Genomic DNA, 23,479 nt, shown 5'->3' with positions numbered 1-23,479 from the left:
CACTTTAGTGGGCAGTTGCCCACTCGGGCAATGCGCGTTCGCCCGTGGCGTACCGGAGAATGGGAGCCATGCCGACCGGGGTCCACCTGCGCGACGTGCGCCAGCAGCTGTTCGCCGCTGCCGAGCGGGTCCTGCTGCGCGCCGGTGCGAACGCGCTGACCAGCCGCGCGGTCACCACCGAGGCCGACGTCGCCAAGGGCGTGCTGCACCGGCACTTCGCCGACTTCGACGACTTCCTGGCGGAGCTCGTGCGCGAACGCATCGCCCGCCTCGGCGACCAGGCCGCACTCCTCCGGGCCGGCGCCGGGACGCGCACGGTCCCGGACAACGTCGCCGCCACTCTGACGGAGCTGTTCGACCCGGTCTCGGTGGCGCTCGTCAGCCTGGTCTTCTTCCGCGACGAACTGCGCGCCCGGTTACGCCGTCCGGGTGACGGCCTGCCGATCCTGGTGGAGGCTCGCGCGATGCTCGCGAACTACCTGTCCGCCGAGCGCGAACTGGGCCGCATCGCGGCGGACGCGGACGCCGATTCCCTGGCGCTGTCCCTGATCGGCGGCGGCCACCTGCTGTTCGCGGGCCACCGCGGGACGCTGCTCGACGAGCGCGAACTGACGAAGGTGGTCGAGACGGTCCTCGCGGACGTACTGCAGCGCCGGCTGCTCTGACCGTCCGAAGTGGACCGGCACCACCCCCGGACACGACGAGAGGGTTGTGTCCACGCTTTGCGCGAACCCAACCCTCTCAACGATCCTGTGGGCGATACTGGGATCGAACCAGTGACCTCTTCGGTGTGAACGAAGCGCTCTCCCCCTGAGCTAATCGCCCGTCGTACGAACTTCCACGATGTCCGGGGGACGGACTCGTGGTGCGCGATACTGGGATTGAACCAGTGACCTCTTCCGTGTCAGGGAAGCGCTCTCCCGCTGAGCTAATCGCGCGCTGCGGAACTTCGTACTGGCGGAAGCATATCGGATGCCGCCAAGGGCTTTCACGGGGGCCTCCTCCATCGTGCGGTGTGACCCGCTGCACTGCGGAAATCGCCGTGACACGGGGGTGCGGAAACGGGCAGACTGCACAAGACAGCCCGCGGTTTCGCCGGGCCGGCCGACCCAGGAGAGCTCCCGCCCCGATGACCGACACCGATTCCCGTCCGCCCGCCGACTTGAACCGCGCTCCCGCGCGGGCGGGGCTCCTCATCGGGGTCCTCGTGCTGTCCGCGTTCGTGATGATCCTCAACGAGACGATCCTCAGCGTCGCGCTGCGCGACCTGACCGTCGACCTCCGTGTTCCCACGACGACGGTGCAGTGGCTGACCAGCGGGTTCCTGCTGACCATGGCCGTCGTCATCCCCACCACCGGGTTCCTGCTGGAGCGCTTCTCGCCGCGGCAGGTCTTCCTCTTCTCGCTGTCGGCGTTCAGCCTCGGCACGCTGCTGTGCGCGCTCGCGCCCGGCTTCGCGATGCTGATGGCCGGGCGCGTGGTGCAGGCGTGCGGCACGGCGGTGATGCTGCCGCTGCTGATGACGTCGGTGATGCGGCTCGTGCCGCCGGAGCGCCGCGGCGCGACGATGGGCACGATCACGATCGTCATCGCGGTCGCGCCCGCGATCGGCCCGACCATCGGCGGCGCCGTGCTGTCGTCGCTGGGCTGGCGCTGGATGTTCTGGATCGTGCTGCCGCTGTCGATCGCCGCGCTGGTGGCCGGGGCGCTGCAGCTGAAGCTGGACAGCGAACGCCGCCGCGTGCCGCTGGACGTGCCGTCGGTGCTGCTGTCGGCGATCGGGTTCGGCGGCGTGCTGTACGGCCTGTCCGCCAGCGGCGAACAGGCCGGGGTCGAGCCGCCGGTGCCGGCGTGGGTGCCGATCGTCGTCGGCGTCGTTTCGCTGGTCGTGTTCACCTGGCGCCAGCTGCGGCTGCAGCGCCGCGACCGGGCGCTGCTGGACCTGCGGCCGTTCACGCACCGCAGCTTCGTCATTTCGCTGGTGCTCACCGCGCTGCTGTTCGTCTGCCTGATCGGCGCGGCGGCGATCATGCTGCCGCTCTACCTGCAGACGGTCCTGCACACGACCACGTTCGTCAGCGGCCTGGCCGTGCTGCCCGGCGGGCTGGTGCTGGGCCTGCTCGGCCGTCCGGTCGGCGCGCTGTTCGACAAGGTCGGCGCCCGCCCGCTGGTCATCCCGGGCGCCGGGGCGATGGCCGTGTCGCTGTGGCTGTTCACGATCCTGGGCCCGGACTCGCCGCTGATCGCGGTGATCGGCATCCACGTGCTGCTGATGGCCGGGCTCGGCCTGATGATGACGCCGCTGTTCACCGAATCGCTCGGCGTGCTGCCCGAACACCTGTATTCCCACGGCAGTGCGATCCTCTCGACGCTGCAGCAGGTGGCCGGCGCGCTCGGCACCGCGGTGTTCGTCAGCGTGGCGACGCTCGGCAGCGACGACCAGACGGCGGGCAGCCCGGACGCTTCGGGCCTGCACGCGGCGTTCGTGGTGGCCGGGTGCATCGGGCTGGCGGCCTTCGCGGGCACGTGGCTGATCCGCGGCAAGAAGCCGGGAACGGCGCCGGCGGCGGCCGCGCACCACTGAGGACAGCCCCAAAGCGCCCCAATGTGGCGTTCGGTGCGTCAGACGCACCCAATGTGGCGTTCGGTGCGTTGGACGCAACCAACGCCACATTGGGGCGCTCGGACGGGCGCCGCTAGGCCGGACAAGAGAAAGTCCCGCTTCCGCTCAGCGAAGGCTGGGGGGAGACCTGCGAGCGGAAGCGGGAGTTCGAGGCCGGTACGGGGGTCGCCTCGCGGCGAAGGGCTCAACACGGCTCCAGCCGGACTGGTTTTCCGTGAAGGCAAGGGGTGAGGCCCGGGGACCCCTCCGTACCGACACCCGTTACAACGCCACGCGCGCCGGGGTGTTCCCCGACGTGACGGGGCTCATCCCGCGGCCTTCGGCGTGGCCCGGACGCCAGTGTGCAGGTACCGCTCCCCCGTCGGCAGCGTGTAGAACGTCACCGAGACCCAGCCCCGCATGCCCGCCGGGCTGTGGGCGAAGTGGCCGGGGCCGACCGCCACCAGGTCGTCCTCCGTCGTCGGGTCCGGCACCAGCGCCGCGAGCGAGCCCGTCACGGTCTGCCGGATGCGCAGCTGCCCTTCCCTGGTCAGGATTTCGATGCGCATCGACTCCCGCTCGTACACGCCCAGGTACTCCGAGACGTCCAGTTCCGGCGGTGCCGCGGGCGGCTCGAACGGGCGCGGCATGGCGACGCCGGCCAGTTCCGCGAAGATCTCCGCGTAGAGCTCCTCGTACAGGTCGTGGGCGCTGCCGCCGTTGGTGAGCAGCGTGACCGCCAGCCCGTGCTCCGGCAGGATCCGCAGGAACGCCGACTGGCCGATCGTGTTGCCATCGTGGCCGATCAGGCGGTGGCCGTCCCAGCCGAAGCGGATCCAGCCGAGGCCCCACGAGTCGCCGAGGGTGTGCTTGTCCGGCATCTCGGCCTGTTCCTCGGTCATCGCCGCGGCCGACTCCGCCGACAGCACCCGCGAGCCGTCCGGGGCGAGGCCGCCGGCCAGGTGCATGCGGGCGAAGGCCAGGACGTCCGACGCCGACGCCGTGATCAGGCCGGCCGGGCCCGCCGAGCGCGGCAGGCCCCACGCCGGAGCGGGCTGCGGGTCCCCGTCGCCGCTGGCCACGTGGCCCATCGCCGCGCGGTGCAGCAGCGCCTCCTCCGGCAGGGTGCCCGTGCGGGTCAGGCCGAGCGGGGTGAACAGCCGCTCGCGCAGGGCCGCGTCCCACGTCTTGCCGGTGAGCTTCTCGATCACGCGCCCGATGAGGATGAACCCCGAGTTGCAGTAGGACAGGGTCGCCCCGAGCGGGTGGGTCTGCGCGGCCTGGTCCAGCACCTCGACGTACTTCTCGACGCAGTCGTCGCCGCGGCCGGTGTCGGTGAAGACGTCGCCGTCGATGCCGCTGGTATGCGTCAGCAGGTGCCGCAGCGTCACCTTCTTCGTGACGTCGGGGTCGGCCAGCCGCAGCTCCGGCAGCACGTCGGCGATCGGGGCGTCCAGGCTCAGCAGGCCTTCGTCGACCAGCTGCATGGCCACGGTGGCCGTCCACACCTTGCTGATCGAGCCGATCTGGAACACCGAGTCGCCGGTGACCTCGACCCCGGTGGCCTTGTTGAGCACCCCGAAGCCCGCGACGACCTCGTCGTCCCCGCGCAGGATGCCCAGCGTCGCCCCGGGAACGCGGTGCTTGCGCGCGAGCTCGGCCAGGCGTCGCCGCCAGTGCGCGCTGTCGAGCGGGACGCGCGCCGGCTTGCCCGGCTCGCCCGCGTGCTGCTCCACCCAGTCCACGATCCGGCGGTTGAAGTCGACGCGGTGCGACGGCCGGCCGTCGAGGATGAACAGGTGGGACGCGCCGGGGTAGAGCACCAGCCGGGTGGGCACGCCCTGCTCGCGCAGCGCGGTGAACCACTGCTCGGCCTGCCCGGCCGGGCACCGGTCGTCGTCCGCGCCGTGCACGACCAGCGTCGGCGTGCGCACCTTCTCCACCTGCGCCAGCGGGGAAAGCGCCGCGTAGTGCGCCCGGTTCTCCGCCGGGAGGGCCCCGAGTTCGGCGACGCCGAGGAAGTGCCCGCTGTCGGAGGTGCCCGCCATGCTCACCGGGTCGCTGACCACGCCGCCCGCGACCGCCGCGGCGAACCGGTCGTCGCGGCTGGTCAGGTAGCACGTCATGTAGCCGCCGTAGCTGTAGCCGGACACGGCGAGCCGGCGCCCGTCCGCCACGCCCTCGGCGACCAGGTCGTCCAGCGGCTCGAGGAAGTCCTTGGCGTCGGCCAGGCCCCACGCGCCGACCGCAGCGGTGAAGAACGCTTCGCCGTAGCCGTCGCTGCCGCGCGGGTTCAGCAGCAGCACCGCCCAGCCGCGGGTGGCGAGCTCCTGGTGGTAAACGTGCACGGCGTCGGCGGTGCCGTTCCACGCGTTGTGCGGGCCGCCGTGGATGTCCAGCAGCAGCGGCAGCGGGCCGGTGCGGGCCGGGTCGCGCAGCAGCCAGCCGTGCACGACCGTGCCGTCGGAGATCGTGAACTCGCGCTCCTCGTGGCGGAACAGCTCGAGGTCGCCGTCGCCGTGCGAAGTGCGGACGGCCACCGCTCCCCCGCCGACGCCGACCGTGGCGATCTCGCCGTACGACGTCGTCGTGGTCAGCACGACCGCCGCGGTGTCCCCGGCGACGCTCACGCCCGCCACGGTGTTCCCGGCCCCGCCCAGGACCAGGCGCGGCTCGCCGCCGGCGACGTCGACGGCGTAGAGGTGCGTGTAGCCGCGGTCGCGGACGCAGAACAGGACTTCGGAGCCGGCCGGCTGCGGCAGCGCGCCCGGGTAGCCCGGGCCGCCCGGCATCACGTTGCGGTCGAGCGACGCCGCCAGGTCGGCGGTTTCGCCGCCGTCCAGGGGAACCCGCAGCAGCCCGAGGTGGCCCGCGGCCGTGTCCCGGCGGCCGACGACGAGCAGCGCGCCGCCGTCGGCGGTCCAGGTGACCGTGCCGCATTCGCCATCGGCCGAGCCGGCCAGGACCGGTTCGGCCGAGCGGCCGGCGGCGTCGAGGACGTAGGCGCCCGACCGGAAGGTCAGGTCGCCGTCGGCGTCCCGGGCCGCGGGGAACGCGAGCCGCGTGCCGTCCGGCGACCAGGCCGGGTCGCCCGCGTGCCAGTCCCCCGACGTCACCCGGCGGACCTCGCCGGTGGCGACGTCGAGGACGTGGACGTGCTTGCGCAAGGTGCGCAGGAAGCCGGCGCCGTCGGCCTTGAAGTCGAGCCGGTCGGCGACCACCGGGGCGTGCGCGCGGCGGCCGTGGGCGCCGGCGTCCTCGCCCTCTTCCGCGTGACGGTCGACCGGGGCGCTGAAGGCGATCTCGGCGCCGTCGGGCCGCCACACCGGCGTGCCCGCGCCGAGCGGGAGCGTGGTGACCTGCTCGGGTTCGCCGCCGTCGGCGGGCAGCAGCCACAGCTGCGCCGGGCCGTCCTGGGCGCGCAGGAACGCGATCCTCGTGCCGTCCGGGGAGAACGCCGGGGCGAGGTCGGCCTTGCCGCGGGTGAGCCGCCGGGCCGGGCCGCCGTCGGTGGCGACCTGCCACAGCGAGCGGGTGACCTCGTCGGCGTCGCGGTCGGCGGTGCGCACCACGTAGGCGATCCGGCCGCCGTCGGGCGAAATCGCCGGCTGCTCGGGGAATTCGAGGGCGTACAGGTCGTCGGTGCCCAGACGTCGGGTCATGCGGGATCTCCTTGGGGGGAACGGGTTCACGCGGCGAAGTGGCAGGCCGCCCGGTGCGGGCGGTGGTCGGTGCCCGCGGCCGGGTCGGTGCGGACGCAGACGGCGCGGTCGGCGTGCACGAGCGGGCCGACCGGGCACCGCGGGTGGTAGCGGCAGCCGGACGGCGGGTGGTGCGGGTCGGCGGGTTCGGTGTCGGCGAGGACGTCGTCGCCGTCGAGCAGGTTGCGGTGCGCGGACGGCGCGGCGGCCAGGAGCTCCTTGGTGTACGGGTGCCGCGGGTCGGTGAGCACCTGCTCGGCGGGCCCGGCTTCGACGATCCGGCCGAGGTACATCACGGCGACCACATCGCTGACGTACCGCACCACGGCGAGGTTGTGGGAGATGAACAGCATCGACAGGGCCAGCCGCCGCTGCACGTCCCGGACGAGGTTCAGCACCGCGCCCTGCACCGAGACGTCGAGCGCGGAGGTGATCTCGTCGGCGATCAGGACTTTCGGCTGCCCGGCCAGCGCCCGGGCGAGCGCGACGCGCTGCCGCTGCCCGCCGGACAGCTGACCGGGCAGCATCCCCGCCCGATCGGGGTCCAGGTGCACCAGTTCGAGCAGCCGGGCCACCTCGGCCTTCCGCCCGGCCCCGCGGGGCATCGCCTCGGCGATCGACTCGCCGATCGCCATCCGCGGGTCCAGCGACGAATACGGGTCCTGGAACACCATCTGCAGCGGGCGGCGCCGGGGCAGCCGCCGCACGTCGGTGCCGTCGAGCCGGACCCGGCCGGCGCTGACCGGCGCGAGCCCGGCCGCCGCCCTGGCCAGCGTCGACTTGCCCGAGCCGGACTCGCCGACCAGGCCGACGACCTGTCCGGACGGGACGGTCAGGGTGACCCCGTCGACCGCGGTCAGCTTGCCGTAACGGACGCTCACGCAGTCGAACTCCAAGGCACTCACGCCGCACCCTCCTCATGGGACTGTCCGGAAAGGACACCGGCCGGCGGGTGCCAGCACGCGACCCGGTGCCCGGCCGCGGCCGGTTCGAGCACGGGGTCCTCGGCCCGGCAGCGCTCCGCGGCCAGCGGGCACCGGTCGGCGAACGCGCAGCCCGCCGGCACCTGGTCCGGGGCCGGTGGCCGGCCGGGGATCACTTCCAGGGGCTCGTCGCGGTCGGTGTCGAGGTCGACCGTCGTGGCCAGCAGCGCCCGCGTGTACGGGTGCCGCGGTTCGCTGCCGGTCGGCAGGTCCTCCACCACGCGCCCGGCGTACATCACCAGCATCCGTTCGCACGTCTGGGAAACGACCGCGATGTCGTGGCTGATGAGCAGGATCGCCGCGCCCTCGGCTTCGCGCGTGCGGGCCAGCAGGCGCAGCACCTGCCGCTGCACGGTGACGTCGAGCGCGGTCGTCGGCTCGTCGGCGATGATCAGCTTGGGCTCGCCCATCAGGCCCATGCCGATCATCGCCCGCTGCCGCATGCCGCCGGAGAACTCGTGCGGGTACTGGCGCGCCCGCCGCGCCGCGGCCGGGACGCGCACCGCGGTCAGCTTCCCGACCGCGCGGGCGAACGCCTGGCGCCGGGACAGGCCGTGGTGCCGCTCGGACACCTCCGCGAGCTGGCCGCCGACCCGGCGGGCCGGGTTGAACGACGTCATGGGGTCCTGGAACACCATGGCCAGCGACGTGCCGAGTTCGCGGTCCGAGGCCGACGCCACCGGCTGGCCGGCGAACTCCAGCCGGTCGGCGGTGACCACGCCGGGCGCTTCGATCAGCCGCGACACGGCCAGCGCGGTCAGGCTCTTGCCGGACCCGGACTCGCCGACGACGCCGATCGCTTCGCCCGCGCGGACGGTGAAGCTGACCCCGCGCACCGGGACGGTCCAGCCGCCCGGTCCCGGGAACGCCACCTGGAGGTTTTCGACCACGAGCACCGCGTCACCGGCGGGTTCGCCGGCCGGCGCGGGCCGCGGTGCCGGGAGCGGGCCCGCCGCCCGCCGGGCCGGGCGCGTCCGGACCCCGACGACCGCGGCGACCGTCTCCCCGACCAGGTTGAACGCCAGCCCGGCGAGCACCACCGCGGCGGCGGGCGCGAGCGCGGCCACCGGGCTGACGTAGATGCCGTCCAGCCCTTCGCGCAGCAGCCGGCCCCAGTCGTAGTCCGGCGCCTGCACGCCGATCCCGAGGAACGACAATCCGGCGAAGGCGAGCAGCGACGAGCCGGCCCCGATGGTCGCGTTGACGACGAGGGGTTCGCCGATGTTGGGCAGCACGTGCCGGGCCAGCAGCCGGATGCGGCCGACGCCGGCGATCCGCGCCGCGGCGATGAAGTCGCGCCCGCTCACCGACGCCGACAGCGTCTGCACGAGCCGGGCGAACGCCGGCGCCATCGCGAACGCGATCGCCAGCACCGCGCCCTCGGTGCCGACGCCGAAGATCACCGCGAAGAACAGGGCCAGCAGCAGCCCGGGGAACGCCACCGCGATGTCGACGGCCGCGACGAGCAGCCGGCCCGCCCACCGCGGCAGCACCGACGGCAGCGTCCCGAGCACGACCCCGGTGCCGACGCCGATCGCGGTCGCGAGGACCGCGAGCCCGATCGAGAGCCGGGTCGCCACCAGCGTGCGGAGTAGGAGGTCACGGCCGAGGGAGTCGGTGCCGAACGGGTGCGCGCCCGACGGTCCCTGGCCGATCGCGTCGGTGTCGATTGCCGCGGCGCCCTCGCCCCACACGAGCGGGGCCACCACCGCGAGCACGACCACCACGGCCAGCAGCACCGCCGAGCACGCGCCCACCGGGGTGCGCACGGCCGCCGGCCACACCGAACCACGTCGTCGCGCCATTTCAGGCCTCCCGGATCGCCGAGCGGGGGTCGAGCAGCCCGAGCACGACGTCGACCAGCAGGTTGACCAGCAGCACGCCGACGCCGTAGACCAGCACGATCCCCTGCACCAGCGGGTAGTCCTTGGTCACGATCGACTGCACGATCGTCGAGCCGAGGCCGGGCCAGGCGAACACGTTCTCCACCAGGACCGTGCCCGCCACCATCGAGGTCAGCATCAGCCCGCCCAGGGTGAGCGTCGCGGTGAGCGCGTTCGGCAGCGCGTGGCGGACGTAGACCAGCCGCGCGGGCAGCCGCTTCGCCCGCGCGGTGCGGACGAAGTCGGCGCCCAGCACGGAAAGCAGCTCGACCCGGATGATCCGGGCCAGCACCGCCGCCGGCCCGATCGCCAGCGCCGCCACCGGCAGCACGTACCCGCTGACGTCGTCGGCGCCCGCGACCGGGAACCAGCCGAGGCCGACGGCGAGCAGCGCCACCAGCCCGACGCCGACGAGGAATTCGGGGATGGCGGCGAGGAAGACGCTCACCGAGGTGAACGCCAGCTCCCCGCCCCGGCGGCGGCCACCGCGGGTCAGCACCGCGAAGCCGACGCCAACCGGGACCGCGACGGCCACCACGACCGCGAACGCGAGCACCGCCAGCTGCAGCGTCGAGGGCAGCCGGTCGCCGATCACCTGCGCCACCGGCTGGCCGCTCACCATCGACGTCCCGAAGTCCCCGGTGACCAGGCCGCGCAGGTAGTGCCCGTACTGCACCCACAGCGGGTCGTCCAGGCCGAGCGCCTGCCGCCGGGCCGCGACCAGCTCGGCGGGCGCGGTCATGCCGAGCGCGGCCCGCACCGGGTCGCCGGGGACCAGGTGGATCATCAGGAACGCCGCGGTGAGCAGCGCCCACAGCGAGACGGCGAACCGGGCCAGCCGCCGCGCGGCGAACGCCGGCCACGGGCCGCCGCGCAGCCGGGGTGCTGCCGCCGCCGTGGTCACTTCGCCAGCATCCGGATCGACGACGGGGTCAGGCTGCCCTGGCTGAGGGCGAACTTCGCGCCGCTGGCGTAGGTCGGCACGACGGAGTCGAAGTAGGGCACCGCGTCGACCCGCTTGATCAGCGCGGTCTCCGCCGCGTTCCAGTCCGCGCAGCTCGCGTCCCCGGGCTTGGTGGCCGCTTGCTGCGCACCCTGGTCGTACCCGGGGTTGGCGATGTGGGCGAAGTTCGTCCCGTCGGGCGCGGCCGGGCCGGAGACGAACGGCACCAGCTGGCTCGGCAGCGAGAACCCGACCGGGCCGAGGGAGACCTCCCACTCGCCGGTGCCGAACAGGACCTGGCTGAGGCCGGGGCTGTCGACCCCCTTGAGCGTCACGTCGGCGCCGAGCGACTTCCACGTCTGCTGGACCAGCTCCGCGGTCGGCGCCATGGTCGGGCCGAGCTGGGTGCCGTAGAGGACGGTGAGGGAAAGCTTCTTGCCGTCCTTCGCGCGCACGCCGTCCGCGCCCTTCTTCCAGCCCGCGGCGTCCAGCGCGGCCGCCGCCGCGGCCGGGTCGTGGGCCGGCAGGTTGCCGGTGACGGTGTCGCCCGGGCACACCTCCGGCTCGTTCGTGATCATGCCCTGCGACGGCCGGCCGGCGCCGCTGGTCAGCACCTTGCCGAGCTGGGGCAGGTCGAGCGCCTGGGTCAGCGCCCGGCGGACGGCTTCGTCCTGCCCGGGCCGCCCGGCCGCCTGGTTGTAGAACACCTCGCCCATCGGGGCCGTGAAGTCGGTGTGGAACAGCTTGCGCCCCTCCAGCCGCTGCCGGTCCGGCCCGTTGATCTGGGCCGCGTTCAGCTCGCCGGACAGCAGCAGGTTGGTGGCGGTCGTGGTGTTCGGGATGACCCGCACGACGACCTTGTCCGGCAGGCCCGGCTCCACCTTCCAGTCGCCGGGGCCCCACGCGTAGTCCTTGCGGCGGGTGAACGTGTAGTGGTCGTTGGGCACGGACTCGGCGACGGTGAACATCCCGGTGCCGGCCTCGCCCTTGGCGAGCAGCTTCCGGTCCGCGAGCCCCTTGGCGCAGGCGATCGGCACCCCGCCGACGTTGCGGGCCAGGAACGCGTCCGGCTTCCCGCTGGTGACGGTGATCGTGCCGGCCGCGTCCGCGGCCGCCTTGGTGCCCGGGGCGATGTACAGCCCGGCGATGGGCGACTTGTTCGCCGGGTCGCCGATGAAGTTGATGTTGGCCGCGACGTCGGCGGCGGTCAGCGGGCTGCCGTCCGCGCACGTGAGGCCCTGGCGGAGGGTGAAGGACGCGGTCGTCGTCGACGCCTCCCACTTCGCGGCCAGCCCGGCGACCGGCTTCCCGGCGTCGTCGAGGCCGAGCAGCGTGTCGTAGAGGAACCGGTCGACCTGGAGGGCCACCGACAGCACGGTCATGTGCGGGTCGAGGCTGCCGGGGTCGGAGCCGATGCCGAGGCTGAACGTCCTGCCGTCGACCGGCGTCCCGTCCCCGCTCCCGGCGCTTCCCGATCCCCCGCAGGCGGTCGCGGTGAGCGCGAGCACCCCGAGCACGACCCCCGCCGTCCGAGTCCTGGTCATGGCGTTTCCTTCCGGAGGTGGTCCACGGCGAGGCGGGCGGCCTTGCCGATGGCGGCGTCGACGGCGGGCTGCCGCCCGGCGAGGGAGTCCGCGCGGGTGAAGACCGCGACGGCGAAGCGGCGGCCGTCCGGGAAGGACACCACGCCGGCTTCGTTGCGGACGGCGGGCAGGGTGCCGGTCTTGGCCGCGATCGTCACGTCGGAGCCGAAGCCGGCGGAGATCCGGTGCGGCCAGATCTGCTGCGCCATGATCGTGCGCACCCGCTCGCACGCGGCCGGTTCGGCGGCGCGGTCGGTCCAGATCGCTTCGAGCAGCGTGGTGATCTCGCGGGGCGTGGACGACGTCGTCCGCTCCGGGTCGAGCACCGCGAGCTTCCAGGTCTGTTCGGGCGTCGCCCCGGCGAACACCGCGTCGAGGTCGTCTGTCCCGGCCGCCCCCAGGTCGGCGAGCACGGAGGCGAAGAGGTCCTCGCAGCAGCCGATCAGCCGCGTGCGCTCCAGGCCGAGGTCGGCCAGGACGCGGTCGACGGCGGCCTGGCCGACGCGGTGGTAGATGACATCGGTGGCCGCGTTGTCGCTCATGGTCAGCATGAACAGCGCCAGGTCGCGCCAGCTCATCTCCACGTCGTCGGCGCAGCCGGCGGTGCCGATCCCGCCGATGCGGTAGCGCTTCCCGACGCGGGTCCGCGCGGTTTCGTCGAGCCGGCCGGCCACGACTTCGCGCGCGTAGGCGACGGCGACCGGGATCTTGAACACCGACGCCAGCACCACCGGGTCGTCCGCGCCGACGGCCACCTCGGCCTCCCCGCCGAGCTCCCGCGCGTGCACGAACCCCCGCGCGCCGGCCGCGGTGAAGACGTCCGCGATCCGCTCCTCGACCGGGCTCACGCGCGCACCCGCCGATCGGCGCGGCCGGTGTGCAGGTACAGCGCGCGCCCGGTGCCGTCGTCGCCGACGAACGCGTGCGGCAGGTACATCCCCTGCATCGGCTCGGCCAGGATCAGCGTGTCGCCGTTCATCGCGACCAGCTCGGTCTTCTCCGGCTTGGCCAGCTCCGCGAAGATCCCCTTCGGGACGCGCTCCACCCAGACGCGGCCGTCGCCGTCCTGGCTGACCGTGATGTCCGCGACGGACGACGAGTACTCGCCGACGTACCGCGTCGCGTCGATCCGCGGCGCGGCCGGGTCCGGCACCGGCGGCACGGCGAGCTCGATGCCGGTCAGCTCCTTCAGCACGTGGCCGACGACTTCGGTGTAGAGCGCGATCGGGTTGCCGCCGTTGGTCAGCAGCGCCACCGCGACGTCGTGCCCGGGTGCGAGGCGCAGGAAGGACGACTGGCCGATCGTGCCACCGTCGTGGCCGACGACCTCGCCGCCCGCCCAGTCGAAGAGCGACCAGCCGAGGCCCCACGCGTCGCCCATCAGGCCGAGGTCGGGCAGCTCCACCACGCGCTCCCGCATGGCGCGGGCGCTGTCCGCGCCGAGCACGCGGGTACCGTCCGGGCCTTCGCCGTCGCGCAGGTGCATCGCGGCGAACGTGACCAGGTCCCGCGGCCGCATGGCGAGCATCGCGCCGGCCGGGGCGTTGGACGCCGCCAGCGCCCAGACCCCGGCGGGCTCGGGGTCGGCACCCGGCTCCGGCGTCAGGTGCCCGAGCGCGGCCCGGAACCGGATGGCCTCGTACGGGCTCGCCGCGGCGTGCGTCAGTCCCAAGGGGACGAACAGGTGCTCGGCCAGGCAGACGTTGTAGGCCTTGCCGCGCAGCACTTCCACGACCCGGCCGAGCACGCAGAAGGCGGCGTTGTTGTAGGAGAACATCTCGCCAGGGGCGAACAGCTGCGGGACGTCGCCGAGGGTGGCGACGTACTTCTCGACGCAGTCGTCACCGCGGCCGGTGTCGGTGAAGATGTCGCCCTCGAAGCCGGAGGTGTGGCACATCAGCTGCCGGACGGTGATCCGCGCGGCGGAGTCCTCGTCGGCGATCTTGAACTCCGGCAGGTACTTCCGGACCGGCTGGTCGAGGTCGAGGAGGCCCTCGTCGGCCAGCTGCAGGGCCAGGGTGGTCGTCCAGATCTTCGTGATGGAGCCGATCTGGAACAGCGAATCGGTGTCCGCCTCGACGCCGGTGGCCTTGTTGAGCACCCCCGCCGCGTGGTCGATGGTTTCGCCGCCGGCGTACACGGCGACGGACGCGCCCGGCACCTGGTGCTCGGCCAGCAGCGCGGGGAGCCGGCCGGCCAGCCAGGCGGAGAGTTCGGTGAGCTTCGACATGGTTGCCTCTCGTGGCGACGGTGGGGGGTACCGGCGATGCGGGGATGCTAGGACGGGTGCCGGGGCGGCCGGTTCGTCGAAACCGACAAGACCCGGCGGAACTTTCATCGCGGGCGACGAACCGCCCGCAGCCGGTGGCCCGCGCCGGCCCGCAGCGCCGCGTACCGCACCGCGAGCAGGACCTTGACCCGCGACGCGGTGACCGCGGCGCCGGCCGCGTACGAGCGGGCCCGCGCGCCGGCCTCCGCCGCCCAGCGGGTGACCACCTCTTCGGCTGACTCCATGGGGACCTCCGTCCGTTGTGGACTATCCGGCGAACGTGAACTGCTCGGCCCGCTGCGGCACCCAGAACGCCACCACCGCGGCCAGCAGCGTGGTGCCGATGAGGAAGCCGAAGGCCGCGGGGTAGGAGAACGCGTCGGCGAGCCGGCCCATCACCACGGGGGCGACCGCGCCGGCGACCTGGCCGCCGAAGTTCAGGATCCCCATGCCGACCCCGATCACCGCCGGCGGCAGCACCCGCAGCGGCAGCCCGAACACGCCCATCGTGGCGAGACCGGCCACGCCGAGCGCGAGCGTCTCGTACGCGGTGAACTCCGCCGTGCTGCCCGCGGTGACCATCAGCCCCAGCAGGACGACGGTGACCAGCAGGATGCCGCCGAGGAACCACCGGGCCCGGTCGTGGAAGAACCGGTCGAACAGCCAGCCGCCGAGGATCGTGGTGCCGATGCTGACCAGCATCGGGATCGCGGCCAGCACGCCGGTCTGGGCGAGCGACAGGTGCCGCGCCTCCACCAGGTAGCTCGGCACCCAGGTGATCAGGCCGTAGGCCAGCATGTTCACCAGGCAGAACAGCAGCGCGAACTTCCACACGACGGGCGAGCGCAGCACCCGCGAGCGCGGCACCTCCGGCGCGGCCTTCTCCTTCGGCAGGCTGCTCAGCCGGCCGGGCAGCGCCTTCGGGAGGATCGCCCACACCGCCACCCCGATCACGACGCCGCAGCCGGCCATCCAGAAGAACGTGTGCCGCCAGCCGACGGCCATCAGCAGCGGCCCGACGATCAGCGGGGCCAGGCCCGCGCCGACGCCGCTGGCCGAGAGCATCACGCCGCTCGCGGTCGCCCGGTTGGCCGGGGTGGTCCGCTCGGCGACCGCCTTGAACGACGCCGCCGGGAAGCAGCCCTGGCAGACCCCGAACAGGGCCCGCACGAGCAGCAGCAGGCCGAACGTGCCCGCCACGCCGGTGAGCGCGGTGAACAGCGACCAGAGCACCAGCGTCACGAGCATCGGGCGCCGGGCGCCGAAGCGGTCCGCGAGGTACCCCGCCGGGATCTGGCACACCAGGTACACCAGGGCGAAGACGGTGACCAGCCAGCCCTGCTGGGACTTGGACAGCGCGAACTCGGCGCCGATCGACGGCAGGGCCATGCTGATCGCGAAGCGGTCGATGTAGTCGACCGACCAGGCGCACAGCATGACGGCCATCGTCACCAGCGCCGTCCGGTTGACCCGGCGGGCCGTCCAGAGCTCGGTGCGCGCGTCCACCGCGGTCATGACGCGAGCCACGCCTTCGCGGTCGTCACCTCGGTCAGCCGCTCCGGGATCGGCGTGACGCCGAGACCGGGACCGGTCGGCACCGGCAGCCGGCCGGCCGCCAGGACGAACGGCTCGGTGATGTCGGTGCGGTAGAACCGGTCCGACGCCGAGGTGTCGCCCGGCAGGGTGAAGCCGGGCAGCGACGCGAGCGCGACGTTGGCGGCCCGGCCGAGCCCGGTCTCGATCATCCCGCCGCACCAGACCGGGACGCCGTGCGCGGCGCAGACGTCGTGCACACGCCGCGCTTCGAGGTAGCCGCCGACCCGGCTCGGCTTGATGTTGACGATCCGGCAGGCGCCGAGCTTGATCGCGTCGGCGGCCGACCGCGCGGAGACGACCGACTCGTCCAGGCAGATCGGCGTCCGGATGTGCTTCGCCAGTTCGGCGTGGCCGAGGACGTCTTCCTCTTCCAGGGGCTGCTCGATGAGCAGCAGCTCGAACGGGTCCAGCCGTTGCAGCTGCGGCACGTCCGAGAGCGTGTACGCGGTGTTCGCGTCGACCTGCAGCAGGATGTCCCCGAAGCGTTCGCGGACCGCGCGGACCGGTTCGACGTCCCAGCCGGGCTCGATCTTCAGCTTGATCCGGACGTACCCGGCGTCGAGGTAGCCGGCCACGGCGTCCAGGAGCTTCGGGACGGTGTCCATGATGCCGACGGAAACCCCGCACGGCACGGAGTCCTTTGTGGACCCCAGTGCGGCGCCGAAGGACACGCCGCGGGCGCGCAGCTCGGCGTCGAGCACCGCCATTTCCAGGGCGGCCTTGGCCATCCGGTGCCCCTTGAACTTCGCCAGCAGCGGTGCGACCTTGTTCGCCGTCAGGTCCCCGGCGGCGAGGAGGGCGGGCACGAGGAAGGTGCGCAGCACGTGCTCGACGCCGTCGACGTACTCCGAGGAGTAGAGCGGGTCGACCATCGCGCCGCACTCGCCCCAGCCCTCGCCTTCGGACGTCACCGCCCGCAAGAGCAGGAGTTCGCGCTCGGCCTGCGTGCCGAACGACGTCCGGAACGGTGCCACCAGCGGCATCCGGACGCGGAGCAGTTCCACCCCGTCGAGTTTCACGACCTGCGCTCCTTCGCGACCACGTACCAGCCGGCACGATCGAATCCGGTGACCGACGCCCCGCCGGCCATCAACCCGCCCAGGACCTCCCGCAGCGCGACCCGCCACGCCCGGCCCAGCTCCGGGTCGGTGCGCCGGAGCGCCTCGATGTCCGGCGGCACGGCGACGAGCAGGACAGGGGCGTCTGCGGGCCCGCCGACCGGCGCCCCACCGGCGTCCGCGGCCAGCGCGACCGCGGCTCCTCGCTTCCGCAGCGTGGCGGCGTCCGCCCGGGCCGGGGCCCCGCCGGCGGCCGCCCGCACCGGCGGGCTCGTCAGGTTCCAGACGGCCAGCAGCCGGTCGGTGTCGCCGGCGCCGTTGATGCCGTCGTGCATCGGGCCGTAGAAGTCGGGCAGGTAGTGCGCCGGGCGGGCGGCGAGCTTGGTCAGGTTGAAGTGGGCGTTGCGGCGCACCAGCGGGTCGAACGTCCAGGAGATCTCCTCGACGTCCTGCCGCAGCGCCCACGCGCGCTGGTGCAGCTTCAGCGCGAAGCCGATGCCGCGGCCGTGCCCGCTCGTGGCGACGCCGGCGATGTGGCTGTGCAGTCCTCCCTTCGCCGGTCCGCCGAAGAACCCGAAGCAGGCACCGAGCAGCTCGGTCCCGTCGAAGGCACCGGCCACGTAGTTGCCCGCCGAGACCATGGCGCGCAGCAGTTCGGCGGTCACGGGCGGGTTTCCCGGTTCGGGGCGCCAGATCGACTCGAAGAGCCGGGTCACGGCGGCCAGGTCGGCGACCTCGGCCAGGGTCCGGACGGCGACCCCCGAGGCCGTGGCGGCGGTGGCCGCGGCGGCGGCCGCCTCGTCCCGCAGCGGCGGGGCTGTGTTCGTCACGACTTCAGTCACGCTGACGATCCTCTCCGGACCCGGCCCGCCGGTCACCGTTGCGCCGCACCGGATTCGCCCCGCGTGTTCGTCGGCGCGGACGAACTTCCCCGCGCCAGCACGGTTTCGGCGAGTGCGGTGAGCAACCTGGTGCGCCGCGGCAGCTCCGCGACGAGGACGTGTTCGTCGTCGGCGTGGGCACCGCCGCCGACGGCGCCGAGGCCGTCGAGGGTCGGGATGCCCAGTCCCGCGGTGAAATTGCCGTCCGACGCCCCGCCGACGGCCGCCTCGGCGAGCGGCCCGAGCCCCAGCCCGGCGGCGAGTTCGTTCGCCAGCACGAACAGTTCCGCCGACGCCTTCGCGTCCAGCGGTGCCCGGTTGATGCCGCCGCCGATCCGGATCCACGAGCCGTCGACGACCGGGGCCAGGCTCCTGATGGCCCGGTCCACGCGGTCCTGCTCGCCGGTGTCCCAGACACGGGCGTCGACCGCCACGCTCGCCGCGGCGGGCACGGTGTTGGTCGTCGTCCCGGCGCTGAGCGCGGTCGGGACGACGGTGGTGCCCTTCTCCGCGTCCGCGAGCACGGCCACGGCGAGGATCTGGTGCGCGACCTCGATCCCGGCGTTGACGCCCTTCTCCGGTTCCAGCCCGGCGTGCGCGGCGCGGCCTCCGACTTCGACCCAGTACCGGGAAACGCCCTTGCGGCGGGTCTTCAGCGCCCCGCCGTCGGCCGAGGCTTCGAGCACGAACACCGCGTCGCAGGTCTTGGCCTCGGCCTCGATCAGCGGCCGGGACAGCGGCGAGCCGATCTCCTCGTCGCCGGTGACGAGGATCGAGAGGCCGTCCCGGTCGGGCAGCGCCGCGGCGGCGTGCAGGGCCATCACGACGCCGGCCTTCATGTCGAAGCAGCCCGGTCCGCGCAGGACGCCGTCGCGGACCTCGAACGGGTGGGTGCGCAGAGAACCCAGTGGCCACACGGTGTCGTGGTGGCCGAGCAGCAGGACCCGCGGCTCGCCGAACCGCCACCGCAGGTGCGTGCAGCCGTCGGTGACGATCCGTTCGGGCTCGGTCCCGAGGAGCCGCCGTCCGATCGCGGCGACGACCTCGGCGCTGCGCGCGACGGCTTCGTGGTCCTCCGACGGGGATTCGCAGCGGACGAGCGCCTCGATGTCCTCGATCACTTCGGCTCACCCCGCAGCGGCCGGCCGGGAAGCGCTTCCGGGTCGAGCTCTCCTTCGCCGATCACTCGCACGCCGGCCACGAAGAGGTGCCGGACACCCTGCGACGGCCGGGTGGGGTCGGTGTAGGTCGCGGTGTCGGTGATCCGGTCCGGATCGAGCACGACGACGTCGGCGTCCGCTCCGGCGGCGAGGTGGCCCTTGCCGCGCGCGGCGGGCGCGACGTCGTCGAGGAGCCGCGAAGGCAGGTAGGAGCAGCGGCGGAAGGCTTCGAGCCAGCTCCAGGTACCGGTTTCGCGGACCATCAGCCGCAGGGTCTTCGCGAAGGTGCCGGCGGTGCGCGGGTGTGTCGTGCCGCCCGGCGGCAGCGGCCATTCGGTGCTCTCGGCGCGGCCGTCCGTCCAGTACACCGGCATGGCGTCGCTGGCGACGATCGCGTCGGGGAAGGCGAGCGCCTGGTGCAGCAGGCCGCGATCGCGGGGATCGTTCTCGTCGAGGAACTCCAGGAGACAGGGCGCGCCCGGGTCCGCCTTCCGGATTTCGCGGAGGCGGGCTTCGTCGCGGACCCGCTCCCCCGTCTCGAGGATCACGACGCTCGACGGGCGGAGTCCCTTCAACCGCAAGCGGTCCGGCTCGATGAACGCAGCGCCGACGGCGGTGCTGCCGGCGCCGTACGGGTAGGCCTCGACGGTGACGCGCGAGCCTTCGCGGCGGGCGTTGTCCAAGGTGGCGAGGACGCGGTCGACGTGGTGGCCGGAGGTGCTGTTGACGTGGCAGTGGTGCATGGCGGCCCCGGTTTCCCCGGCCGCGACGGCGATTTCGACCGAGCCGTCGACCGGGATCGCCGGGTCGACCTCGACCAGCTCGCGGACGTGGGTGTAGGTCGGCACCCCGGCCTTCGCGGCGAGGTGCGCGACGGCGAGGAACTCGCCGGGGTCGGTGGCGGGCGCGTACCCCATGAGGACCCCGATGCCCAGCGCGCCCTTCGCGATCTCGGTGTCCAAAAGGGACAACCAGGCGGCGAGTTCCTCCCGGGAAGAGGTTCGCTGCCACCGCGGGTTCCCGAGGATGGCCAGGCTGCTGCCGATGTCCGCGTCGGGCTCGATGCCGGCGAGCACCTGCGCGCGGGCGGCGCCCCAGGAGGCGGAAAAGCCGTAGTGCAGCGGCCGCCCGGCCGCGGCGGCCTCGGCGTAGGCCCGCTCGACGGGCATCAGCCCGGCTTCGAGGTCGAGCGCGGTGGTCACGCCGTCCATGGCCTGCAGCCGCTGCCCGGCGATCGAGTGCACGTGGCTGTGCAGATCCACGAACCCGGGCCCGACGACGAGCCCGGTCACGTCGATCTCGGTGGCGTCCGGCGCTTCGAGCGCCGCACCGACGGCCTCGATCTCGCCGTCGCCGAGGAGCACGTCCGCGACGCCGTCGAACCCGCTGCCCGGGTCGACGACCCGGCCGCCCCGCAAGAGTGTCCGCACCCGCTGCCTCCTCGTCGTCGCCGATCACGGTGACGTTAGGAGGATTCCGGGCCGCGCCGTTGGTGCGGGACGACGAAGCCGGGCGGCGCGGTCCGTCCGGGCGGACGAACCGCGCCGGCCGTGCTCAGGCGGCCGGGCCCGTCCAGCCCTCGGGCACGTGCCCGAGCCGGACCCGCTGCGGGTGGTCGCCCACCGGGACCGAGACGCGCTTCTGGCCGGTGGCGAAGTCGATCGCGGTGACCTGGTCGGCGCCGGCCTCGGAGATCACGCAGGCGGTGCCGTCGCCGCTGACCGTGGCCCAGTACGGCTTCACCGCCGGGACCAGCGTGCCCTGCTGCAGGGTCGCGCGGTCGACGACCGTCGCGTAGTCGTCCATGGTCCCCGCGACGCACAGCTTGTCCCCCGCCGGGCTCATCGACAGGCCGTGGTGGCGCGAGTCGTTGACGAAGGTGGTGCGGTCGTCGCTGGTGGCCGGGTTCTTCGGGAGCTCCTTGAGCCGCGTGATCTTGTCCGTCGCGACGTCGTACTCCAGGAAACCGTTGAAGAACGAGACCTGGAAGTACAGCTTCGACTCGTCCGGCGTGAACGCCACCGGCCGCACCGCGTCGGACAGGTCGCGCCGGCCGAAGGCGTCGAGGCGCTGGCGCATGTCGATCACCTTGACCTGGGCGAAGGTCGCGGCGTCGACGACGGTGATGCGCCGGTCCCCCTTGGTGAAGTCCCAGCCCGGGTCGTCGAGGTCGGTGTTGACCTCGCCGATCGACATGTTCCAGAGGTACCGGCCGCCGCCGGTGAACACGTTCTCGTGCGGCTTGTCACCGGTGGCGAAGGAGCCGACCTGCTGCCCGGTGCCGATGTCCAGCACGTGCACGGTGTTGGACGTCGAGGCGGACACCGCGACGCGGCGGCCGTCCGGCGAGACGGCCATGTGGTCGGCGCGGAAGCCCGACACCGGGAAGCGCCAGTTGACCCGGCCGGTGGTGAGGCTGATCGACACGACGTCGGCGAAGCTGGGCCGTGACGCCACCACCGCACCGCCGTCCGGGGTGGTGTACATGTCGTCGACGAACTGGTCGTGGCCTTCGCCGGGGCCGTTGCGGATGCCGAGGAAGAACGCCAGCTTGATCGGGTTGAGGTAGATCTCCCGCAGCCGGTCGTCCTTGTCCGGGATGATGTTCACGCGCCCGATGCGGGCGAAGGTGCCCCGCGACTGGATGACGTCCGCCGTCCCTTCCCAGTTGTTGCCGACGAACATCACCTCCCGCAGGGCCGCGGGGGCACCGGTCGCCGGCACCGCGGCGCCGGTCGCCAGCAGGGTGGCGGCGGAAAGCGCGTACGCCGCGCGCGAGAGGTACGACCGCCGTCGGGTCGGGGAAGTGCGCACTGGGAACACCTTTCGACGCTGAAGAGGTGCGGCGAGGACTTCGATGGCTTTCGCGAGGTAGAGCGGTTACTGTCCGGTATCGCCACGATAACCGGCCCCCGGAGCAGCTCCGGTAGGGCCGCTCGGCCAACATCGCGCGCGCGGCGTTGTGGCCGTGCCACAACGGGCCCCGGGAGGTGCGGTGCCGGCGTTGCCGCTGCTCCGGCAGGTGCTCGACGCGATGGCCGCGGACGAGACCGTGCTGGACGAGCTGGTGCGCGCCGCGCGCAGCGAGTCGCCGGGGGTCGCGCGGCTGCCGGAGGCCGAAAACCGCCGCCACGTCCAGTTCCTGCTCTCCGCGGCGCTGCGGGCCACGACGAACCCCGGCACCGCCGACTACACGACGGCGGAGAAGCTCGGCGCCGACCGCGCGGAGCAGGGCGTCCCGCTCACCGACCTGCTGCGCGGGGTCCAGGCGGGCCGCACGCTCGCCGCGCGCGTCGCCGTCGAACGCTGCCGGGCCGCGGGCCTGCCCGACGACCTCATCCTCGAGACGGTCCTGGCCGCCGAGCGCTACACCGGCGCGCTGGAACGCCACATCGTCAAGGGCTACCACGCCGCCGAGCTCCAGCTGTCGCGCACGGTCCGCGACGCGCGGACCCAGCTGCTGCGCACGCTGCTGCTCGCCGGGACACCGCCGACACCGGAGGAGCTGCGGCAGGCGGGCCTGCGTCCCGAAGGCCGGTACCACTGCGTGGTTTCCGACGTGAGCGATCCCGCGCGGGCCCGCACCTTGGAACAGGCACTGCTGGAGTTCGGCGGGGTCTACGGCCTGGTCGAGGGCCGGCTCACCGGCTTGGCGGCCCGCGCGCCCTCGGTCGAGCCGGGCGCCGACGCGGCGCTCGTCGTCGCGCCCGCGGTTGCGCTGCCCGGGCTGCGGGAAGTCCACGGCCTCTGCACGGCGGCGGCTCGCTCGGCCGGCCCCGGCCGCCACGACCTCACGGCACTGGCGGGCGGTCTCGCGCTGGCCGCGCAGCCACTGCTCGCCGACCTGCTCACGACGTCGCTGCTCGGGTCGCTGGACCCGGCGAACCCGTTCCACCGCGAGCTGGCGGCGACGGCACTGGCGTACCTCGACCACGGCCAGCGCCTGCGCACCACGGCGGAAGCCCTGCACCTGCACCCGAACACGGTCCGCTACCGCCTGGACCGCCTGGCCGAGCTGACCCCGCTGGCCCTGCCGGAAAACAGCGGCGGCCGGGTCCTGGACGCGGTCCGGTCGTGGTGGGCACTGCACCACTGGCTGGGAGACGCGAGCGGCCAGCGTCCTGAATGACTCATTCAGGTCTTCGGAGCTCCTGAATGAGTCATTCAAGACGTCGGGTGAGCGGGTCCGCGGCGGGCGCGAATGCCGCGGAGGGCCCCTTCACGGGCACTCAGCGATCCGGGCTGATCCCCCGCACCGCCAACGCCAGCAACCGCTGCGCCTCCCCCGCCGGATCGCGGTGGTTCTCCGTCGCCAGCACGATTCCGGTCACCAGCGCGATCAAGTCCGCGATCGTCACCTCCGGGCCCACCGCCCCCGCCTCGGCCGCGCGCCGCACCAGCGGATCGCCCGCCGCGGTCATCGTCACCGAGCAGGTGCGGGCGTCCTCCGCCGAAGACTCGCGGACCAGCGCGGTCGCCAGGCCGCGGGCCGTCGCCGAGTAGGTCGTCAACGCGGTGAGCCAGTCGAGCAAGGCCGTCCGGGGGTCCGGGGCGCCCGCCAGTTCGCGGGCCTGGGCGGCCAGCGCGTCGATCTGGCCGTGGAAGACCGCCTCCAGCAGTGCCCGCCGGCTCGGGAAGTGGCGGCGGACGGTGGCCGAGCCGACTCCCGCGGTACGGGCGATCTGTTCCAGGGACGCGCCCGCACCGTGCGCGGCGACCTCGGCCTCGGCGACTTCGAGGATGCGCGCGTAGTTGCGGCGGGCGTCGGACCGCGGCACGGACCACCTCCCGGACGTAAGTGGCGGGGTCCGCCAGTTAAT

Annotated in this window: 18 protein-coding genes and 2 tRNA genes; 3 read left to right on the top strand and 17 right to left on the bottom strand. The window is 73.4% G+C overall.

The window, feature by feature from the left end; translation table 11 throughout:
* Positions 1 to 68: 68 nt before the first annotated feature.
* A complete protein-coding gene (locus AB5J73_RS32165) occupies positions 69 to 665 on the top strand; it encodes a TetR/AcrR family transcriptional regulator (RefSeq protein WP_370962457.1) in 597 nt (198 codons plus the stop codon).
* Between the two features lie 88 nt (positions 666 to 753).
* Here AB5J73_RS32165 and AB5J73_RS32160 read toward each other — a convergent pair.
* Positions 754 to 825, bottom strand: a tRNA-Val gene (locus AB5J73_RS32160).
* A 38-nt stretch (positions 826 to 863) separates the two neighbouring features.
* A tRNA-Val gene (locus tag AB5J73_RS32155) sits at positions 864 to 938 on the bottom strand.
* 191 nt (positions 939 to 1,129) lie between these two features.
* Between AB5J73_RS32155 and AB5J73_RS32150 the strand changes: the two genes are divergently transcribed.
* A complete protein-coding gene (locus AB5J73_RS32150) occupies positions 1,130 to 2,584 on the top strand; it encodes a DHA2 family efflux MFS transporter permease subunit (RefSeq protein WP_370962455.1) in 1,455 nt (484 codons plus the stop codon).
* Positions 2,585 to 2,928: 344 nt separating this feature from the next.
* Here AB5J73_RS32150 and AB5J73_RS32145 read toward each other — a convergent pair whose 3' ends face one another.
* The 14 genes from AB5J73_RS32145 to AB5J73_RS32080 form a co-directional block, all read right to left on the bottom strand.
* Complete coding sequence (locus AB5J73_RS32145) at positions 2,929 to 6,264, bottom strand: serine hydrolase (protein ID WP_370962453.1); 3,336 nt, start codon at positions 6,262 to 6,264, stop codon at positions 2,929 to 2,931.
* 26 nt (positions 6,265 to 6,290) lie between these two features.
* Entirely contained in the window at positions 6,291 to 7,208 is a 918-nt protein-coding gene (locus AB5J73_RS32140) for an oligopeptide/dipeptide ABC transporter ATP-binding protein (RefSeq protein WP_370962452.1), read from the bottom strand.
* Complete coding sequence (locus AB5J73_RS32135) at positions 7,205 to 9,091, bottom strand: dipeptide/oligopeptide/nickel ABC transporter permease/ATP-binding protein (protein WP_370962450.1); 1,887 nt, start codon at positions 9,089 to 9,091, stop codon at positions 7,205 to 7,207. The genes AB5J73_RS32140 and AB5J73_RS32135 overlap by 4 nt, the downstream gene beginning before the upstream one ends.
* Before the next feature lies 1 nt (position 9,092).
* A complete protein-coding gene (locus AB5J73_RS32130) occupies positions 9,093 to 10,073 on the bottom strand; it encodes an ABC transporter permease (protein ID WP_370962448.1) in 981 nt (326 codons plus the stop codon).
* The gene (locus AB5J73_RS32125) at positions 10,070 to 11,656 is read right to left on the bottom strand and encodes an ABC transporter substrate-binding protein (RefSeq protein WP_370962447.1); all 1,587 of its coding nucleotides are present in this window, start codon (positions 11,654 to 11,656) and stop codon (positions 10,070 to 10,072) included. Before AB5J73_RS32125 ends, AB5J73_RS32130 begins: the two co-directional genes overlap by 4 nt.
* Positions 11,653 to 12,543: a serine hydrolase gene (locus tag AB5J73_RS32120; protein ID WP_370962446.1), complete on the bottom strand. Its 891-nt coding sequence runs from the start codon at positions 12,541 to 12,543 to the stop codon at positions 11,653 to 11,655. Before AB5J73_RS32120 ends, AB5J73_RS32125 begins: the two co-directional genes overlap by 4 nt.
* Positions 12,540 to 13,925: a serine hydrolase domain-containing protein gene (locus AB5J73_RS32115; protein ID WP_370962445.1), complete on the bottom strand. Its 1,386-nt coding sequence runs from the start codon at positions 13,923 to 13,925 to the stop codon at positions 12,540 to 12,542. Before AB5J73_RS32115 ends, AB5J73_RS32120 begins: the two co-directional genes overlap by 4 nt.
* A 104-nt stretch (positions 13,926 to 14,029) precedes the next feature.
* Positions 14,030 to 14,209 (bottom strand): hypothetical protein, encoded by a 180-nt coding sequence (locus AB5J73_RS32110; protein WP_370962444.1) that lies wholly within the window; start codon positions 14,207 to 14,209, stop codon positions 14,030 to 14,032.
* A gap of 22 nt (positions 14,210 to 14,231) precedes the next feature.
* A complete protein-coding gene (locus AB5J73_RS32105; protein WP_370962443.1) occupies positions 14,232 to 15,479 on the bottom strand; it encodes an MFS transporter in 1,248 nt (415 codons plus the stop codon).
* Positions 15,476 to 16,579: an o-succinylbenzoate synthase gene (gene menC, locus AB5J73_RS32100; protein WP_370962442.1), complete on the bottom strand. Its 1,104-nt coding sequence runs from the start codon at positions 16,577 to 16,579 to the stop codon at positions 15,476 to 15,478. The genes AB5J73_RS32105 and menC overlap by 4 nt, the downstream gene beginning before the upstream one ends.
* Positions 16,576 to 17,460 (bottom strand): GNAT family N-acetyltransferase, encoded by an 885-nt coding sequence (locus tag AB5J73_RS32095; protein ID WP_370962441.1) that lies wholly within the window; start codon positions 17,458 to 17,460, stop codon positions 16,576 to 16,578. Before AB5J73_RS32095 ends, menC begins: the two co-directional genes overlap by 4 nt.
* A gap of 32 nt (positions 17,461 to 17,492) precedes the next feature.
* Positions 17,493 to 18,620, bottom strand: a complete 1,128-nt coding sequence (locus AB5J73_RS32090) for a M20 family metallopeptidase (protein WP_370962440.1) — start codon at positions 18,618 to 18,620, stop codon at positions 17,493 to 17,495.
* Entirely contained in the window at positions 18,617 to 20,089 is a 1,473-nt protein-coding gene (locus AB5J73_RS32085) for an amidohydrolase family protein (RefSeq protein WP_370962439.1), read from the bottom strand. Before AB5J73_RS32085 ends, AB5J73_RS32090 begins: the two co-directional genes overlap by 4 nt.
* Positions 20,090 to 20,213: 124 nt before the next feature.
* Positions 20,214 to 21,473 carry a YncE family protein gene (locus AB5J73_RS32080; RefSeq protein WP_370962438.1) on the bottom strand — a complete coding sequence of 420 codons (1,260 nt, stop codon included), beginning with the start codon at positions 21,471 to 21,473 and terminating at the stop codon, positions 20,214 to 20,216.
* Positions 21,474 to 21,654: 181 nt separating this feature from the next.
* Here AB5J73_RS32080 and AB5J73_RS32075 point away from each other — a divergent pair, with 181 nt between their 5' ends.
* Entirely contained in the window at positions 21,655 to 22,788 is a 1,134-nt protein-coding gene (locus AB5J73_RS32075; protein ID WP_370962437.1) for a helix-turn-helix domain-containing protein, read from the top strand.
* Positions 22,789 to 22,888: 100 nt separating this feature from the next.
* On the opposite strand, the gene AB5J73_RS32070 is transcribed toward AB5J73_RS32075, so the two are convergent.
* Positions 22,889 to 23,437, bottom strand: a complete 549-nt coding sequence (locus tag AB5J73_RS32070) for a TetR/AcrR family transcriptional regulator (RefSeq protein WP_370962436.1) — start codon at positions 23,435 to 23,437, stop codon at positions 22,889 to 22,891.
* Positions 23,438 to 23,479: the final 42 nt, after the last annotated feature.

Origin of the sequence: Amycolatopsis sp. cg9, assembly GCF_041346945.1 — a bacterium.
Taxonomy (GTDB): domain Bacteria; phylum Actinomycetota; class Actinomycetes; order Mycobacteriales; family Pseudonocardiaceae; genus Amycolatopsis.
Note: the sequence above shows the minus strand (reverse complement) of the source record. Positions and strands in the feature narration are given on the sequence as shown.